The sequence below is a fragment of the Pseudomonas sp. IT-P258 genome (assembly GCF_949767825.1).
In the GTDB taxonomy this organism is placed as follows: domain Bacteria; phylum Pseudomonadota; class Gammaproteobacteria; order Pseudomonadales; family Pseudomonadaceae; genus Aquipseudomonas; species Aquipseudomonas monachiensis.
Genome location: NZ_CATKPU010000020.1, coordinates 1 through 15,516 on the forward strand (window position 1 = coordinate 1; position 15,516 = coordinate 15,516).

14 protein-coding genes are annotated in these 15,516 nt (G+C 59.9%); 6 read left to right on the top strand and 8 right to left on the bottom strand.

The window, feature by feature from the left end; genetic code table 11:
* The first annotated feature begins 98 nt into the window (after positions 1 to 98).
* From ACM6G4_RS06965 to ACM6G4_RS06975, 3 genes are read left to right on the top strand one after another with little or no spacing between them, the layout of a single operon-like run.
* Entirely contained in the window at positions 99 to 758 is a 660-nt protein-coding gene (locus ACM6G4_RS06965; protein WP_056726312.1) for a paraquat-inducible protein A, read from the top strand.
* A complete protein-coding gene (locus ACM6G4_RS06970; RefSeq protein WP_046043780.1) occupies positions 745 to 1,368 on the top strand; it encodes a paraquat-inducible protein A in 624 nt (207 codons plus the stop codon). Before ACM6G4_RS06965 ends, ACM6G4_RS06970 begins: the two co-directional genes overlap by 14 nt.
* Positions 1,361 to 3,664 carry an intermembrane transport protein PqiB gene (locus tag ACM6G4_RS06975; RefSeq protein WP_414913344.1) on the top strand — a complete coding sequence of 768 codons (2,304 nt, stop codon included), beginning with the start codon at positions 1,361 to 1,363 and terminating at the stop codon, positions 3,662 to 3,664. Before ACM6G4_RS06970 ends, ACM6G4_RS06975 begins: the two co-directional genes overlap by 8 nt.
* Positions 3,665 to 3,872: 208 nt before the next feature.
* Here the strand turns inward: ACM6G4_RS06975 and mksF are convergent, their stop codons facing one another.
* Genes mksF through mksB form a run of 3 tightly spaced genes read right to left on the bottom strand, consistent with a single transcriptional unit; the run spans position 3,873 to position 8,678 of the window.
* Positions 3,873 to 6,713, bottom strand: coding sequence for an Mks condensin complex protein MksF (gene mksF / locus ACM6G4_RS06980; protein ID WP_056726310.1), 2,841 nt, complete (start codon positions 6,711 to 6,713; stop codon positions 3,873 to 3,875).
* Positions 6,710 to 7,411: an Mks condensin complex protein MksE gene (gene mksE / locus ACM6G4_RS06985; RefSeq protein WP_056726309.1), complete on the bottom strand. Its 702-nt coding sequence runs from the start codon at positions 7,409 to 7,411 to the stop codon at positions 6,710 to 6,712. The genes mksF and mksE overlap by 4 nt, the downstream gene beginning before the upstream one ends.
* A complete protein-coding gene (gene mksB / locus ACM6G4_RS06990) occupies positions 7,401 to 8,678 on the bottom strand; it encodes an Mks condensin complex protein MksB (RefSeq protein ID WP_414913345.1) in 1,278 nt (425 codons plus the stop codon). Before mksB ends, mksE begins: the two co-directional genes overlap by 11 nt.
* 219 nt (positions 8,679 to 8,897) lie before the next feature.
* On the opposite strand from mksB, the gene ACM6G4_RS06995 reads away from it, so the two are divergent.
* Together ACM6G4_RS06995 and rimI are read left to right on the top strand one after the other, a co-directional pair.
* A complete protein-coding gene (locus ACM6G4_RS06995) occupies positions 8,898 to 9,647 on the top strand; it encodes a hypothetical protein (protein ID WP_056726307.1) in 750 nt (249 codons plus the stop codon).
* Positions 9,640 to 10,092: a ribosomal protein S18-alanine N-acetyltransferase gene (gene rimI, locus ACM6G4_RS07000; RefSeq protein ID WP_414913346.1), complete on the top strand. Its 453-nt coding sequence runs from the start codon at positions 9,640 to 9,642 to the stop codon at positions 10,090 to 10,092. Before ACM6G4_RS06995 ends, rimI begins: the two co-directional genes overlap by 8 nt.
* An 85-nt stretch (positions 10,093 to 10,177) precedes the next feature.
* Here rimI and ACM6G4_RS07005 read toward each other — a convergent pair whose 3' ends face one another.
* The gene (locus ACM6G4_RS07005; protein WP_414913347.1) at positions 10,178 to 10,582 is read right to left on the bottom strand and encodes a serine kinase/phosphatase; all 405 of its coding nucleotides are present in this window, start codon (positions 10,580 to 10,582) and stop codon (positions 10,178 to 10,180) included.
* Positions 10,583 to 10,750: 168 nt separating this feature from the next.
* Here ACM6G4_RS07005 and can point away from each other — a divergent pair, with 168 nt between their 5' ends.
* Positions 10,751 to 11,395 (top strand): carbonate dehydratase, encoded by a 645-nt coding sequence (gene can / locus ACM6G4_RS07010; protein WP_008046121.1) that lies wholly within the window; start codon positions 10,751 to 10,753, stop codon positions 11,393 to 11,395.
* A 6-nt stretch (positions 11,396 to 11,401) separates the two neighbouring features.
* Here can and ACM6G4_RS07015 read toward each other — a convergent pair whose 3' ends face one another.
* From ACM6G4_RS07015 to ACM6G4_RS07030, 4 genes are all read right to left on the bottom strand, one after another.
* Positions 11,402 to 11,926, bottom strand: a complete 525-nt coding sequence (locus ACM6G4_RS07015) for an SET domain-containing protein (RefSeq protein WP_056726304.1) — start codon at positions 11,924 to 11,926, stop codon at positions 11,402 to 11,404.
* A 145-nt stretch (positions 11,927 to 12,071) separates the two neighbouring features.
* Complete coding sequence (locus ACM6G4_RS07020) at positions 12,072 to 13,244, bottom strand: hypothetical protein (RefSeq protein WP_414913348.1); 1,173 nt, start codon at positions 13,242 to 13,244, stop codon at positions 12,072 to 12,074.
* A 151-nt stretch (positions 13,245 to 13,395) separates the two neighbouring features.
* Entirely contained in the window at positions 13,396 to 13,716 is a 321-nt protein-coding gene (locus ACM6G4_RS07025; RefSeq protein ID WP_414913349.1) for a hypothetical protein, read from the bottom strand.
* Positions 13,717 to 13,963: 247 nt separating this feature from the next.
* On the bottom strand, positions 13,964 to 15,382 hold the full coding sequence (locus ACM6G4_RS07030) for a short-chain fatty acid transporter (RefSeq protein WP_056726301.1): 1,419 nt from the start codon (positions 15,380 to 15,382) through the stop codon (positions 13,964 to 13,966).
* Between the last annotated feature and the right edge of the window lie 134 nt (positions 15,383 to 15,516).

Consider the following 15,516-nt stretch of genomic DNA (forward strand, 5'->3'; position numbering starts at 1 on the left):
TGCGTGAAAAAAACAGAGCTGCTCGTTGCACATTTTGCACAGTTATTTTCAGCTCATGGCACTAGAATAGGTCCAACTTTTTCAGAGTCAGAGCCTTTATGCCGGATCCGGTTGACGCCCAAGGGCTGTCAGAATTACCACTAGAAAATCTGGTTGCCTGCCATGAGTGCGACTTGCTCATGCGTAAACCCGAACTCGCCCATGGCGAAAAAGCCCTGTGCCCGCGCTGTGGCTACGAGCTTTATGCCAATCGGTACAACGTCGTACAGCGCAGTCTCGCCCTGGTTATCGCCGCCTTGTTGTTGTTTATTCCGGCGAATTTTTTGCCCATCATGCAGCTCAATCTACTCGGGCAGTCTTCGCAAGACACTGTCTGGAGCGGTGTTGTCGCCCTTTTTGACACGGGCATGCAAAGCGTTTCAGTGATTGTGTTCCTGTGTAGCATGGGGATCCCGCTGCTCAAGCTGCTGTGCCAACTGGCCGTATTGTTGAGTATCCGTTTCGATGTTGGACGCAGCTACGGCTTGTTGCTCTATCGCATTTATCACCATATACGCGAATGGGGGATGCTCGAGGTTTACTTCATGGGCGTACTGGTGGCTATCGTCAAGCTGGCAGATATGGCAGCCATCACTGTAGGCCTCGGCCTGGTGTGCTTCATTGGAATGTTGCTGATTCAAGTCTGGCTGGAGGTCGTAATGTCGCCTCACCAGATCTGGCAAGCGTTATCAGGAGAGGATGCCCATGCGGGCGATTGATGCAGGCATTCTGATTTGCAAGGAATGTCATGAATTGAACAGGCAGGAAGCTGATACCGACGAGCAAGTCTGTACGCGCTGCGGGGCGCTGGTGCATGCCCGCAGCCCGAATAGCCTGGTGCGGACCTGGGCATTGCTGATTACCGCCGCCATTCTTTACATACCGGCCAACTTGTTGCCGATCATGACCGTGAACTCCCTGGGCAAAGGTGCGCCCAGCACGATCATGGCGGGTGTAATCGAACTTGTGCACTACGGCATGTTCCCCATTGCGGCCGTGGTGTTTATCGCCAGTATCCTGGTGCCCACCTTCAAGCTGGTGGGCATCGGCCTGCTGCTGTTTTCCGTGCAGCGCCGTCAGCCCCTTTCGGCTCGCCAGCGTATCTGGATGTACCGTTTCATCGAATTCATCGGCCGCTGGTCGATGCTCGATATTTTTGTGATCGCCATCCTCGTGGCGGTCGTGAATTTTGGGCGGCTTGCCAGCATCGAAGCCAATCTTGGCGCCATCGCTTTCGCCACGGTGGTGATTCTGACGATGCTTGCCGCAGTAACTTTTGATCCCCGACTGATTTGGGATAATACGGAGTCGGACGACGACCATGACTGATTTGCCTGTAGCGAAAACCCGACCGGCTTCGAACTGGTCTGCCATTTGGGTGTTGCCTCTGATCGCCTTGATCATCGGCGGCTGGCTCGGCTGGCGGGCCTATAGTGAGACCGGTATCGAGATTCAGGTGCGTTTTGAGAGTGGCGAGGGCATTCAGGCCAACAAGACCGAAGTTGTCTATAAAGGTATGTCGGTCGGCAAGGTCAAAAGCCTCAAGCTCGATGACGAAGGCAGTTCCAAAGGTGTGATTGCCAGCATCGAAATGAACAAGGATGTAGAGCCATACCTGCGAACCAGCACGCGTTTCTGGCTGGTCAAGCCGAGCGTTACGCTGGCAGGGATCACCGGTCTCGAGACGCTGGTTTCAGGTAACTATGTCGCCATCAGCCCGGGGGAAGGCGAGCCCGTCCGCAAGTTCAAGGCCTTGGCCCAGGAACCGCCGCTCTCCGATGCCCAGCCCGGTTTGCACTTGACCATCAAGGCCGACCGCCTGGGCTCGCTGAACCGTGGCAGTCCGGTGTTCTATAAACAGATCAAAGTGGGCCAGATCAAAAGCTATGTGTTGTCCGAGGACCAGAACACCGTCGAGCTCAAAGTCTTCATTGAGCCGACTTACGCCAAACTGGTGCGCAAACACACACGTTTCTGGAACGCCAGCGGCATCAGCATCGACGCCAATCTGTCGGGTGTGAAGGTCCGCAGTGAGTCCCTGGCCAGCATCGTCGCCGGTGGCATTGCCTTCGCTACACCTGAAAACCGCAAGGACAGCCCGCCTACCGACCCGAGCCTGCCATTCAGGCTTTATGAAGACTTTGATGCCGCCGCCGCCGGTATCCGGGTGAAGGTCAAGCTCAGTGATTTCGACGGCTTGCAGGCCGGTCGCACACCGGTGATGTACAAGGGTATTCAGGTGGGCAGCCTGAAAACGCTGAAGGTCGATGCGGATCTGTCCGGCGCGACCGCCGAGTTGACGATGGACCCGTTGGCCGAGGATTACTTGGTCGAAGGCACCCAGTTCTGGGTGGTCAAACCGTCGATTTCCCTGGCGGGGATTACCGGCCTCGAGGCGTTGGTCAAAGGCAACTACATCGCTGTGCGGCCTGGCGACAAGGGTTCGGCGCCACAGCGAGAGTTTGCGGCACGGGCAAAGGCACCACCGCTGGACCTGCGTGCACCCGGCCTGCACCTGGTGTTGTTCACGGAAAACCTCGGTTCGCTGGAAGTCGGCAGCCCGGTTCTCTACAAGCAGGTCAAAGTCGGCTCCGTACAGAGCTATCAGTTCTCGCGCACCAAGAAACGACTGATCATTGGCGTGCACATCGAGAAGGAATACGAAGGCCTGGTCAACGCCTCGACGCGCTTCTGGAACGCCAGTGGCATCACCCTCACGGGTGGTCTGACTGGCGGGGTCCAGGTTAAAAGCGAATCGTTGCAGAGCTTGATGGCCGGCGGCATTGCCTTCGAGACCCCGCAGGACAACGCCCCGTTGCAGAAGCGTATTCCACGTTTCCGTCTGTTTGCGAACCATGAAGACGCCACGCAGAAAGGCGAAGTCATCACGCTCAAGCTCGATCGCGCTGATGGCCTGCATACCGGCACTCCGATTCGTTTCAAGGGGCTGGATGTCGGCAAGGTGGAGGATGTTGATCTCAGCGAGGACCTGCAATCGGTGCTGCTGACCGCGCGGATTACCGAAGTGCCGGAGCGTATAGCACGGGTCGGCAGTCAGTTCTGGGTGGTCAAGCCTGAACTGGGACTGATCAAGACGTCCAACCTCGAAACCCTGGTGACCGGGCAATACATCGAGGTGCAACCGGCGCAAAAAAACTTGGGACCGCAGAAGAACTTTGTCGCTTTGGCCGCCGCGCCCGAAACAGCCAAGCAGGAAGCGGGATTGAGTCTGGTGCTGAGCGCGGCTCGTCGTGGTTCGCTGAAGGCCGGTGTGCCGGTGACCTATCGCGAAATCACCGTGGGCAAGGTGACCGGTTATGAGTTGGGCCAGACCGCTGATCGCGTCCTGATCCATATCCTGATCGAGCCGAAGTACGCGCCACTGGTACGCAGCGGTACACGGTTCTGGAACACCAGCGGTTTCGACTTTGATGTCGGTCTGTTCAAAGGTGCAACGGTGCGCACTGAATCGCTGGAGACGATGATTCAGGGCGGTGTCGCCTTTGCCACGCCGGATGGCGAGCGCATGGGCAGTCCGGCACGACCGGAGCAGACGTTCGCGTTGTTCGACAAGTTCGAAGAGGAATGGCTGGGCTGGGCGCCGAAGATCTCCATCGGCAAGTAGTCTGGAACTGCTCAGGCGTCTGTGATGACGCCTTCGGAACGCCGCCCGGGGCAAGTCCGGGGTTGTTCCTGAAGAAATGCGATCAAATGTGGGAGCGGGCTTGCCCGCGAAGAGGCCCTGAAGTTCACTGCAAAGCTAAATGACACCCCTATGAAAAAGGCCGCGATCCATTGGACCGCGGCCTTTTTCATTGCCTTCGATTCAAGCCTCAGACCGCATCCAGCTCCGGCTCATCCGCTTGCTCGTTGACCGTCGCCTTCACCTGATCGTGACGACGGATGTACTTCCAGTCCGCCTCGTCGATGTAGATGCCGGCCGGGCCGCTGCCGCCTTCCAGGTCGATGGCGACACTGGCGCAGACCTGCGGCTTCACGCTCGCCAGGATCGGCACGAAGCCCAGCTGCAGACTGGTTTCCAGCAAGGCGGCCTGGTTCTTCTCATCGATGTCCGCTGCCTCGTCGAGGTAGTACGGCAGGCGCACACGACCGGCCTGGTCACGGTCCATCAAGTGCAGCAACAAGTACATGTTGGTCAGCGCCTTGATGGTCATGGTGGTGCCGTTGGAAGCGGCGCCGTCGATGTCGGTGTGGATCACCGGTTGGCCATTGACCTTGGTGATCTCGAACGCCAGTTCGAACAAGTCCTTGAGGCCGAGCTGGTTGTGGTTGGCCGCCACCAGCCGCGCCAGGTATTCCTTGGCCTCTTCGTTCTTGTTGTCCTGCTCGGCGCTTTGGCTCAGGTCAAAGACCGACAGGGTTTCGCCTTCTTCGTACTGACCGGCGCTGTGGATGATCTGGTCGATGTGCTTGAGCGCCTCCTTGTTCGGGGCGAGCACGATGCGGAAGCTTTGCAGGTTGGAGACCTGGCGCTTGTTGATCTCGCGGTTGAACAGTGCCAGTTGGTGTTCGAGGCTGTCGTAGTCGCTGCGGATGTTGCGCAGGGTCCGGGCGATGTCCGTCACGGCGGCGCGGCGAGCCTTGCCCAGGGTCAAGGCTTCGTCGGTACGGTGCGCATAGGCGTTGATCAGCAGTTGCAAGCGACGCTCCATATCGTCTTCGCTGTCGAACTTGGCCACGCCCTTGAGGCGCACCTGAGCGTACAGCGCTTCGATCTGGCCGTCGGCCCGCAGCAGGCCTTGCCAGCTGTCCTGATAGTCATTGAGCAACGGCAGCAGGTTGTCCATGGAATCGTCGATCGGGTCCATGAACGGTGTGCCGAACGGCAGGTCTGCCGGCAACAACTGACGGCGGCGCAGAGCGTCGTCGAGTGTGCGTTGCTTGGCTTCCATGTCGCCGATCTGGCGGCCGACCAGTTGCAGCTTGGCCGACAGTTGCTGGACACGTTCGGTGAAGGCATCGCTGGAACGCTTCAGCTCGTCCTGGGCCGCTTCCATTTGCGCCAACTGTTCCAGCTTGTCGCCTTCCTCGGCGCTCAGGGTTTGCGCGCGACGGAAATCTTCCAGGGCTTTCTGCGCATCCAGCACTTGCTGGTACAGCGCTTCGGTCTGGGTCTTGCTCGCGGCGCGGTCGGCGGCCACGGCTTGCTGGGTCTTGAGTTGCTTGAGTTCTTTGTCCAGGCGCTCTTTCTGGTCGCGCAGGGCCGCGCGGTCAGCCAGCGCTTGCAGGGCCGGCGGCTCGATGTGGGAAATGTCGATGGACAGCCCCGGTACTTCGAAGCGTTCGCCTTTGAAGCCGTCGAGGATCAGCTCCACGGATTTCACCCAGTCGCCGTTCTCATCGAGGGTGATGCCGTGTTCGCCCAATGGCAGGCTGAACAGCGCGCTGTTGAACAAGCGCATCAGGCGTTCGACGTCCTGTTGCGAGAACTCTTCACGCAGGCGGGCGTAGCTGTTGTTGTCGGCGTGATCGAGTTGCTGCTTGACCGACTTCAGGCGTTTTTCCAGATCGCGCAGACGCTCTTCGAGGTCTTCGGCGCTGAACTGTCGGGACTGTGCCAGCGCACCGGCCAGTTCGTCGTGGGCGTCCTTGGCGGCCAGCAGTTGCTGTTCCAGCACCTTGACGTCATCGACCAGGGCAAAGCGATGCTTGAGCACCGACAATTCGCCGAGCCAGCGCTGGATGCCGGTGATTTCCCGCTCCAGACGCATCAGTTCCTGGGTACCGCCGCGCTGGTCGTTTTGCAGGGCATCCTGCTCGTTGCGGTAGTGTTCGGACTGAATGGTCAGTTCTTCCTTGCGCGCACTGGCATAGTCCGACCAGGTGCCGAGCAAGGAGTCGAGCAGCGGAGAGATCCGGTGCAGCTTGCCACGCAGGATGTCGCGTTGCTTCACGCCGTTGGCCAGGGCTTCGACCAGCGGGCCGGCGGCGACCAGCGAGTTGTAGTCCTGCTCCATGCGTCGTACATCGCGGAACGCTTCTTCGCACGCGGCGATGTAGTCGACGCTGCCGGAGCGCAGGCTGTGTTCGAAGGCATCGAGGAACAGCTGCTTGAGCTTGGCCGCGGTGATTTCGCGCATGTGCAGCAGGTTGATGAACAGCGCGCGGAAGGTCTTCAGGCTCTGCTCGCTGGTGGAGCGCAATGGAATCAGCGTCAGGTCCAGCGGGATCGAGGTGTGACCGCCGACCAGCAAACGGCGCAGTTCGTCCGGCTTGAGTTCGTAGGCTTTCAGGCCTTCGCGCTCAAGGTTGGTGAACAATTCTTTCTGGCGCAGGCAGGTGTCGTTTTTCTGATAGTGGGCCAGGTCCAGTTTGCCGGCATAGGCAAAGAACTGGTGACCGAAACCGCCGCCCGGGCCGCGGCCGACCACGCCGATCACGTGGGGGCCGTGGGGCAGGTTCACTTCCACCAGGATGTAACTGGTGTCTGAGGCGAAGTAGAAGCGCCGGGATTGTTCCAGGCTGTACTTGCCGAAGCTCATGTCCGACATGCGCGCCAGAATCGGGAACTGCAGGGCGTTGATCGAGGCGGATTTACCGAGGTTGTTCGCGCCGTACACCGACAGAGGTTCTTCCAGCGGGAACAGGCCGAGGCTGTAGCCAGCGGTGTTCAAAAGGGCAAAGCGGCGGATGCCGTAACGTTCCTTGCTCATGCGTCGAGCTCCTGTTCTTCGGCAATGGCCCGGGCCAGTGCATCTTCTTCGCTTTCACCCTCGAACTCACTCAGATCGAGCGGATCGTCGGTCTGCAGCAGTTTTTCGTCGCTGTCTTCGTCGATCAGTACCGGCACCGGCAACGGCAGGACGCTGTGCAGGCTGGCGGCCAGGTCGCGGTCCTGCTGCACCGACAGGCACACATCGAGGAAGCGGTGCATCGGCGGCAGGAAACGGTAGATGCCGTTTTCTTCGCTGGCAAAGCCGAGCTGGGTCATGCGGCGCATGATCTTTTCTTCCAGTTCGTCCTGGGTCTGCACTTCGGCCTGGATGAACAGGTCGCGGTACTTTTCCAGCAACGACGGCAGCTCATCGCGGCCGAGACTGCCGCCATCGAGCACGGAGATCGGGTCGCGGCCCTGGTCGGCCAGGTGCTCGACGAGGATGAAGGTGAACAGCGCAAGCCGCTGGGCGGTCTTGTTCACCGCAGCCGCCGCGAGGTCCGGCACGAAGTAGTAGAAACCGCGGGTGTCACAGACCAGTTCAAAGCCCAGGGCCTTGAACAGCGTGCGGTATTGGTCCTGAAAGTTCGACAACTGCGCGTACAGTTCCGGATCGCGGCGGCTGACGTGGTAACCCTTGAACAGCTCGCGAAAGATCGGTGCCAGATGGGACAGTTCGGATAGATCAAGATGCATAAGGAGTGCTCGCAGAATCCTCGGCGGGGGTGTCGCTGACCGAGAGCAGGGCGAAGGAGCGCAGGCTGACCTGATGCTCGTGAGTATGGTATTGGCGACGTTCCAGACGCTCGCGCTTGAAACGTTTTTCCCGCGACAGACGCGAGAACCAGTACAGCAATTCGTCGGTGGCGCCGTCCGGTTCCTGCTCCAGCAGCCAGGTCATCAGGTCCGGCATCGGCAGGGCGTCTTCGCAGCGTTCGAGCATTTCCCGAACGGTGCGTGGTGCCCGTGGCGCTTCGCCTTTCTGGGTCTTGTGCGCCTTGGGGAAGCGCGCCGGTTTCGGTTCGAAACGGGCCAGGGCATAAACGTAGGCTTCGACCTGACTGGCACTGCCGAGGAAGGTGCTCTGCGGACGGGTGAACATCGGCATCGCCGCTTGTGGCACGGCGTCGATGCCCTTGCGGCGGATCATCGACAGGGCCAATGCGGCGCCACGGGTCACGGCGTTGTGCCGGCGCGCTTCTTCACGCAGCGGCAGCAACAGCTCGCGGGCGTGACGCAGGGTCAGTTGGGCGCTGGTCTGCATTTCGAGGATGCGCGCGTGGGTGCGCAGCAGCATGTCGTCGTCGACCAGGTGGCCGAGGCGCTGCTGCTCGCTGAGCATCTTCAGCAGGACGGTTTCGACCTTGCGCACGCCTTGTTCGAAGGCGCCGTCGGCGTTCACCAGATCAATCATCGGCTCGACGTATTCGTCCCAGGTCGCCAGCACTTCAGCGTAACGCTGGCGCAATGGAATCTGCCGATCGCTGGTTTTCGCCCGTTCGGCGACGGCCACCAGTGCCTGTTCGTCGTTATCGAGTTTTTTCAGTACATCGCGAACCCGCATGTCGAGCAGGCGCAACTGGCGGGCCAGATCATTGCCGTCGCGGATATCGAATGCGTCCTGGATATAACCGGCCAGACGCTCGAGGTGGCGCAGGTAGGCTTCGATTTCCAGGCACAGGCCCAGCCGGTGTTCGCGGCGTAGATAGGCAAGGAAGTCGTGAATCTGCGCATTGAGCTCGAAACGGTTCGGGCTTTTGGCCACGGGAACCAGGATATCGAGGCGAATCCACACATCCAGCAGGCTGGTGATGTCCTGCGGCGTACTGTCGAGTTGCTGGGCGGCCAGTTGCGTGCGCAGTTCGTTCAGGCTCAGTGTGCCTTGGTCGAAGTGCTCGCACAGTGGCTCCAGAAGTGCCCAGTGTTCAGCGAGGGCGCGCAAGACGCGCTTGGGTTCGATCATCGGAATGGCCGGCTGGTTGGCGATTAAAAGCCGCGATTGTACTGCATCGGGGGCAATCCGATTCAATCTCGGGACAGGCTGTCGCCTTCTTTTCGGTAATGTGCATCGATCAACTGCGGGCGATCTTGAGCGAACGGCGGTAGAATCAGCGCACTTTAGTTATCCACAAGTGGCCGACCTTTGCTTATCGAGTCCCGTCGTCGCGCTTATCTGGCCGCCATGCAGGTGGTCAACTGGCTGCCGCGCACCGAATTGCCCTTTGCCGCGCCGTCGCGGCCCGAGCTGCTGGAGGAGATCCCCGAGCCGGTTGTGGTCGCGCCTGTCGTGCCCGCAGTTGTGGCTCAGACGCCCGTGGCGCCTGTGGCCAAGCCGGCCGAGCGGGTGAAGATCGAGGTACCGCGACCATCGCTGGCGAGCACGCGCACCGGGGCCAAACCGGTGGAAGAGGCCGAAGAGGCAGCGGTCGTGATCAAGGCGCCGGTCGTGCCGCCGCCGCGTTTCGCCCTGCAATTGCTGCGGGCCGGGCGTTGCCTGCTGCTGGTGGAGTTACCCACAGGTGAATCCTTCCAGACTCGCGATCCTGCCTATCTGCTGCTCAAAGACATGCTGCGCGCCGCCGGTCTGCCGGACAGCCCGCAGATCGTCGGTGAGCCGGTGCGTTGGCCGCTGCTGGTGCGTGGCACGATGGATCAGGGCCCGGAAGCGGCCCGCGACTTCGTGCAGGGTTTTCTCTCGGTGCGCATGGAAGAAACGCCCTGCGCCTGCTTGTGGCTGATCGGCCTGCCTGCGGTGCGATTTGCCGGCGAAGCGGATGCCGAGGCGTTCAATCACGAGTTGCAGATCGAAGGCCTGGGCTCGGCCTGGGCGGTACCGGGCCTGGAATTATTAATGGAAGAGCCACAGCGTAAGGCTGATGTCTGGCAAGCCATGCGTCGGCTGATGGCGCGCTGGAAAGAATCGAATGAGTAACGCTGTATCGTTTCGCCCGATGACCGAGGCGGACCTGGAAACCGTACTGAAAGTCGAATACGCGGCCTACAGCCATCCCTGGACCCGCGGGATTTTCCTCGATGGCCTGGGCAAGTATCAGATCTGGCTGATGTTCGAAGGTCAGCAACAGGTCGGCCACGGTGTGGTGCAGATCATCCTCGATGAGGCGCACCTGCTGAACATCACGGTCAAGCCGGAAAACCAGGGCCGTGGCCTGGGGCTGGCATTGCTTGAGCATTTGATGTCGATTGCCTACAAGGCCGACGCCCGGGAGTGTTTCCTGGAAGTGCGCGACAGTAATACCGCGGCGTTCAAGCTGTATGAACGTTATGGTTTCAACGAGATCGGCCGGCGTCGGGATTACTACCCGGCGGTGGGCGGGCGCGAAGATGCGGTGGTCATGGCCTGCACTTTGGTGGATTGAGCTTGTAGGAGCTGCCGAAGGCTGCGATCTTTTCAAGGATCAAAGGATCGCAGTCTTCGGCAGCTCCTACGGATGTCCGTAGAGCTCAACGTCTTTTGTCGAGAGGATCGCGCCGCGCCAGTTCCGCCTCATCCAGACCATTGCCACCGCCAATATCGTCCTCATCGACGATGCTCAGGTCCCAATCCGCGCGGCTATCATTGCCCGCCTCATGGGCATCCCGAGCGCCGTCTTCACGGATCAGGGTCTCCGGGCTCAGGTCGTCGTCGGTAGGTTGATGGTCACCGGTCGAGGCACCGGTCAGGCCCGCTTCACGTCCGCGCTGGCGCGGCATCTGTTGCTCGCGCTCCTTTTCCGGCAGTTCGTCACCGATTCTGGCGCTGGGTTCTTCGGTGTCGAAATCCAGCTCACGCACCGAGCCCATGCGGTCTTCGTTGTCATCGACGGGTTCCGGCTGCACCGCATCGTACGGACGTCGTGAATCATTCATGGTAATTCCTCATACTGTAGGCCTTACTACGGTTGACCTACTTGGCTGCCGAGAATTCCACCGGCATGGAGCCCCGTGTTCCGGATCAGGAGAGCATCTGCATTTCGCGCGTGACCCCGACGGACGGTTGTCAGTCAAAGCTGCGCATCATTCTTGAGGCTTCAAAGCATGAACGAATTACAAGATCTGATTGATAACAACGAGCGTTGGGCCGCTGCGATCAAGGAGGAAGATCCTGACTTCTTCGCCAAGCTGGCTCGCCAACAGACCCCGGAGTTCCTGTGGATCGGTTGTTCCGACGCCCGTGTGCCGGCCAACGAGATCGTCGGCATGCTGCCGGGCGATCTGTTCGTACACCGTAATGTGGCCAACGTCGTGCTGCACACCGACCTTAACTGCCTGTCGGTGATTCAGTACGCGGTCGATGTGCTCAAGGTCAAACACATTCTCGTCACCGGCCACTATGGCTGTGGCGGTGTGCGTGCTTCGATGCAGGACCGCCAGTTCGGCCTGATCGACGGCTGGCTGCGTTCGATTCGCGATCTCTATTATGAAAAACGTGAAGAACTGGCCAAATACGCCACCGAAGAGGAGCGCGTCGACCGCCTCTGCGAACTGAACGTGATCCAGCAAGTCGCGAACGTCGGGCATACCAGCATTGTGCAAAACGCCTGGCACCGCGGGCAGAGCCTGTCGATCCACGGCTGCATCTACGGCATCAAGGATGGCCGCTGGAAGAGCCTGAACGCGACCATCAGCGGATTCGAGCAACTGCCGCCGCAATACCGCCTGCGTCCGTTCGAACCTCTGTAAAACCTTTCAATACAGGCTTCGCCGACGCCACTGCTGCAAAAACAGCTGGCCGTCGGCGTTCGGCTCTTCATCATAGCCGGTGATCCAGCCACGGCACTCGTATGAGCCGCACTGGCAGGCAAACTGGCGTTGCAGTTTGTCTTCGCTGGCGGCGAAGTCCATGGTCAGCCAGTCGCCCTTGTTGATGTCCTTCAGCGCCCATAACCACAACTCGCTCAAGTCCAGAAAGACATTGGGGTCGCAGGAGTGTCGCAACAGTCCGCAGAAACGCGGGTCGTAGACGTGCACACCCGGGGCGAGCTGGCGGGTATGCCGGCAGCGATAGGGCAGCAAGTGCCCTGATGCCCGGCAGAGACGAGTGATTCGCGGGAATTCACGCCGTGCGGCAATAGCCGTGGCTTCGCCCTTGGCGTTTTCAATGATTTCGAAGTCGGCCAGGGAAGGAAATCCCAGGCGAACGGGTAGCTCCGAAAAGGGGTAAACACCTTGCGGCGGTTGTGGGTTTTTTCGTCGAGGGGCGTGAGCTTTCATAACGATCCCTGTCTGCTGGGTGCTGCGACTTCCTTGCGCCGACGGTCCTGTTGGCACAGCAGCACATGAGTTCAGCCCAAGCCTCTCGCAGTTATAACGGGCGGTCTACTGTCATAAGTGACAGATCTGGCCGCCGTTCATCGGGTTAAAACGGCGGAGCAGGCTTCACCGTGACTGGCGCCGGGGCCTTGAGCTGCTTGAGCTGGGTCACGATCGAAGCTGTCGCACATTTGCCCGCAGCCTGCTGGGGCGACAGGTTGCGGATCGAGGTGTAGAACAGCTCACAGGTTTTTTCTTTCTGGGCCACTTGCCAGGTTTGCCGGCAGGTATTGAGTTCAAGGTCTGGATTACTGTCCGGTTGGCGGCCCATGGTGGCCTGCCAGCACGCAGCACTGAGATCCTGCCCCATGACTTTCAGGCCTGCCGCATCGGCCTTGGCCTGGGCGTCACTGCCGGTGTAGTTTGCCGGATCGGCGGCATACCAAATGTAGCTCGGGTGGTTGGAGCCCAATACGGGGACTTTCACGCCGTTGTCCGGAGTGATCTGCACCAGGCTCAACACGTTCACTGTCTGCCCGTATTGCTCTTTGATCCAGTTACGCACCGGTGTGCCGAAGGCGACCATCGGCAGCGCTGCGCCGCTGGCGTTCAGGCTGACTTCCTTGACCATGGTGCTCTGGTAATCCTTGAAGTAGCCGTAGACGCCTTCGAGGTCCTTGCCCGCGTTGGACGGCGCGGCAATCGGGGCGATGTCGATGATTGTCTGGTAGCCCGGCGTCTGCCCGGCCGGAATGCCGTTGGCGGTCAGCAGCGTGGCCCAGCGATCCGTGGTGGCGGACCTCAGGTAATCCTGGGCCTGGGTCAGCGAATAGTCTGGCGGGAAGTGCAGCAGCTCAACGCTTTTGCGGTTTTCCAGGGCCATGCCCAGCGGCAGGAACAGATACCAGCTATACGCCCACTTGCCATCGGCATTCAGTTTGCTGGCGCCGTTATAGGCCAGGTCACCGGCGTCGAGCAGCGCGGCCAAAGGTTTTTCATAGCCGTCGGGCACGCCGATGATTTCTGCATGGAGCTGACCATTGTCGGTTTTGACCAGAACCTTCGCATCGCCGTAGCCATCGCGCTGCACGCTTTGGGTCAGGTAATGCTCGACGGTCTGTTCTAGCGTCCAGTTGCGAAAGCAGATCACGTTGCAGTTGTTGGGATAGGCGAAGAGGCGGGTAACGCGTTCGGTACTGCCCAGCTTCAGGTTGATATCGGCATGGGCTGTGGCACTCAGGGTGAGGGCTGCGAGGGTAAGTCCTGCGAGTTTAAGCATGCTCAGATCCTTTTCAGCGTGGTCCCGTTACGGATACACACCATACTGGATCAACTCAGTGACTCAAAAAAGTAGGCCTCAGGCATTTTTTTGGAGCAGTGGCATCCAGCCCGCAACGTGTGTTTTGCGGGCTGGTTCAAATATCAGGCAATCACAGAAGGCGCAGTGCCAATTGGCTGCCGGCACGCAGGTATTCGACTTGTGCGGTGACCGCGTCCCTGACGATCGCTTCACCGGTGTCGTTCAGGCGGGCTTTTTTTGCATCGATAACGGAGGTTTGCAAGAGTTGCATAGTGACATCCACTGCTTTCTGAAAGGCCGTCACGTTGTTGTGCTGACCAAACGCCTGCACCACCGCGTTCATACGGCGATCGGCATCGTCTCGCAAAGCTTTGTACTCAGCTATCGAGACGTTGCCATCCTGGTAAATTTCATTGATCAACTCTTCCAGTGTTTTGGATATTGGTGTCATCGGGTCTTCCTTGGGTTTTGGTGTTTGATTCTCCGGGACAGGTTAATTCAACACTGCTGGCGGCAAGAGTCAGGACTTGCGCCTGTATTGAGTGGGACAACGCCACAGGTTTTGTAGGAGAGGGGGGCTTTCAACCTGTCGGTTCGTTAGAACTCATGAAACGACAGTGTTTCTGCCTGAGCCCCGTCACATTCTTGCGGGGATCAGGCAGCCAAAGCGTCATATCGTGACGCAGTTGGACGTTTGCTTACGGCATCACCGGTGGCGTATAGGCAAGCGTCGTCCCCAGCGCCCAGAGCAGCAACAATACCAGCGGTGTGTGCACCAGCAATTGCACGAACGAGAAGCCGATCAGGTCCCGTGCCTTCAACCCGAGCACGCCCAGCAGCGGCAGCATGTAGAACGGGTTGATCAGGTTGGGCAGGGCTTCGGCGGCGTTGTAGATCTGTACGGCCCAGCCCAGGTGATAGTTCAGGTCATTGGCCACCTGCATCACGTACGGCGCTTCGATGATCCACTTGCCACCACCGGACGGAATGAAGAAGCCGAGGATCGCCGAGTACACACCCATCAGCAACGCATAGGTGTCGTGGGAAGCAATGCTGACGAAGAACGTCGAGATGTGGTGCGCCAGGGTCTGCGCGTCGGCGCCTTTGACCGTGGTCATCAGCGCGGCAATCGAACCGTACAGCGGGAACTGGATCAGCACGCCCGTGGTAGTCGGCACCGCGCGGGACACGGCGTCGAGGAAGCTGCGTGGGCGCCAGTGCAGCAGGGCGCCGAGCATGATAAACAGGAAGTTGTAGGTGTTCAGCCCGGAAATCGCGCTGATCGCCGGTTTGGTCGAGAACTCGTGGAACAGCCAGCCACCGGCCAGCAGCACCAGCAGGATCATCAGCAGCGGACTGTACTCCAGCCATTCGCCGGGACGGGTGCGCGGTTGCAGCGGCGGCAGGTTGAAACTCGGATCGACGCCGCAGGCCTTGGCATCACGCGCCGAGTTCGGACCAGGGGCGGTGGCATAGGCAATGATCAGCGAAATGACGATCAAGGCCAGTAGCATCACGCCGGACTGCCATAGAAAGATCGTCTGCGTGAACGGAATCACCCCGGTGATCGACAGAATCGACGGTGGCAGGCTCGCTGGGTTGGCCTGCAACTGTGCCGCGGACGACGACAGGCCCAAGGCCCATACCGCGCCAAGTCCCAGATAGGCGGCGGCACCGGCGGCGCGGTAGTCCATTTTCAGATCGGTGCGGCGGGCCAGGGCGCGCACCAGCAATCCGCCGAACACCAGGGACAAGCCCCAGTTCAGCAACGACGCGACCATGGAAATCAGCGCGACCCAGGCCACGGCGGAGCGGCCGTTTTTCGGGAGTTTTGCCAGTCGGTCGATCAGTTTCACCGCCGGTGGCGAACTGGCGACCACGTAGCCACCGATCACCACAAAGGCCATTTGCATGGTGAAAGGGATCAGGCTCCAGAAGCCGTCACCGAACGCCATCGCGGCATCGGTGGGCTTGGCACCCATGGCCATGGTGGCCAGGGCCACGATAATCACCGCCAGGGCCGCAAACACCCAGGAGTCGGGAAACCAGCGTTCGGCAAAGCTTGAGCAGCGCAGGGCAAAGCGGGCGGAGCGGCTATCTTCGATATCAGCGGCCACGGGGGTACCTCGGATTTTTATGTTTGTCGTGGTCTTCGGGGCGGTAACCGCCCGTCTGGACAGATGCCAACATTAATTCAAGCGGAGGATTTTTGCGGGGCTGTTTCGTGGCTATGGGACTTTGGTCTAACGGG

Excerpts from the sequence above, each read along its gene's own strand:
- ACM6G4_RS07025 (WP_414913349.1), bottom strand. The coding sequence starts at position 13,716 with ATGACACCAATATCCAAAACACTGGAAGAGTTGATCAATGAAATTTAC.
- mksB (WP_414913345.1), bottom strand. The coding sequence starts at position 8,678 with ATGATCGAACCCAAGCGCGTCTTGCGCGCCCTCGCTGAACACTGGGCA.
- ACM6G4_RS07005 (WP_414913347.1), bottom strand. The coding sequence starts at position 10,582 with ATGAATGATTCACGACGTCCGTACGATGCGGTGCAGCCGGAACCCGTC.
- ACM6G4_RS06965 (WP_056726312.1), top strand. The coding sequence starts at position 99 with ATGCCGGATCCGGTTGACGCCCAAGGGCTGTCAGAATTACCACTAGAA.
- rimI (WP_414913346.1), top strand. The coding sequence starts at position 9,640 with ATGAGTAACGCTGTATCGTTTCGCCCGATGACCGAGGCGGACCTGGAA.
- ACM6G4_RS07015 (WP_056726304.1), bottom strand. The coding sequence starts at position 11,926 with ATGAAAGCTCACGCCCCTCGACGAAAAAACCCACAACCGCCGCAAGGT.
- ACM6G4_RS06995 (WP_056726307.1), top strand. The coding sequence starts at position 8,898 with ATGCAGGTGGTCAACTGGCTGCCGCGCACCGAATTGCCCTTTGCCGCG.
- ACM6G4_RS07020 (WP_414913348.1), bottom strand. The coding sequence starts at position 13,244 with ATGCTTAAACTCGCAGGACTTACCCTCGCAGCCCTCACCCTGAGTGCC.
- can (WP_008046121.1), top strand. The coding sequence starts at position 10,751 with ATGAACGAATTACAAGATCTGATTGATAACAACGAGCGTTGGGCCGCT.
- ACM6G4_RS06975 (WP_414913344.1), top strand. The coding sequence starts at position 1,361 with ATGACTGATTTGCCTGTAGCGAAAACCCGACCGGCTTCGAACTGGTCT.
- mksE (WP_056726309.1), bottom strand. The coding sequence starts at position 7,411 with ATGCATCTTGATCTATCCGAACTGTCCCATCTGGCACCGATCTTTCGC.
- mksF (WP_056726310.1), bottom strand. The coding sequence starts at position 6,713 with ATGAGCAAGGAACGTTACGGCATCCGCCGCTTTGCCCTTTTGAACACC.
- ACM6G4_RS06970 (WP_046043780.1), top strand. The coding sequence starts at position 745 with ATGCGGGCGATTGATGCAGGCATTCTGATTTGCAAGGAATGTCATGAA.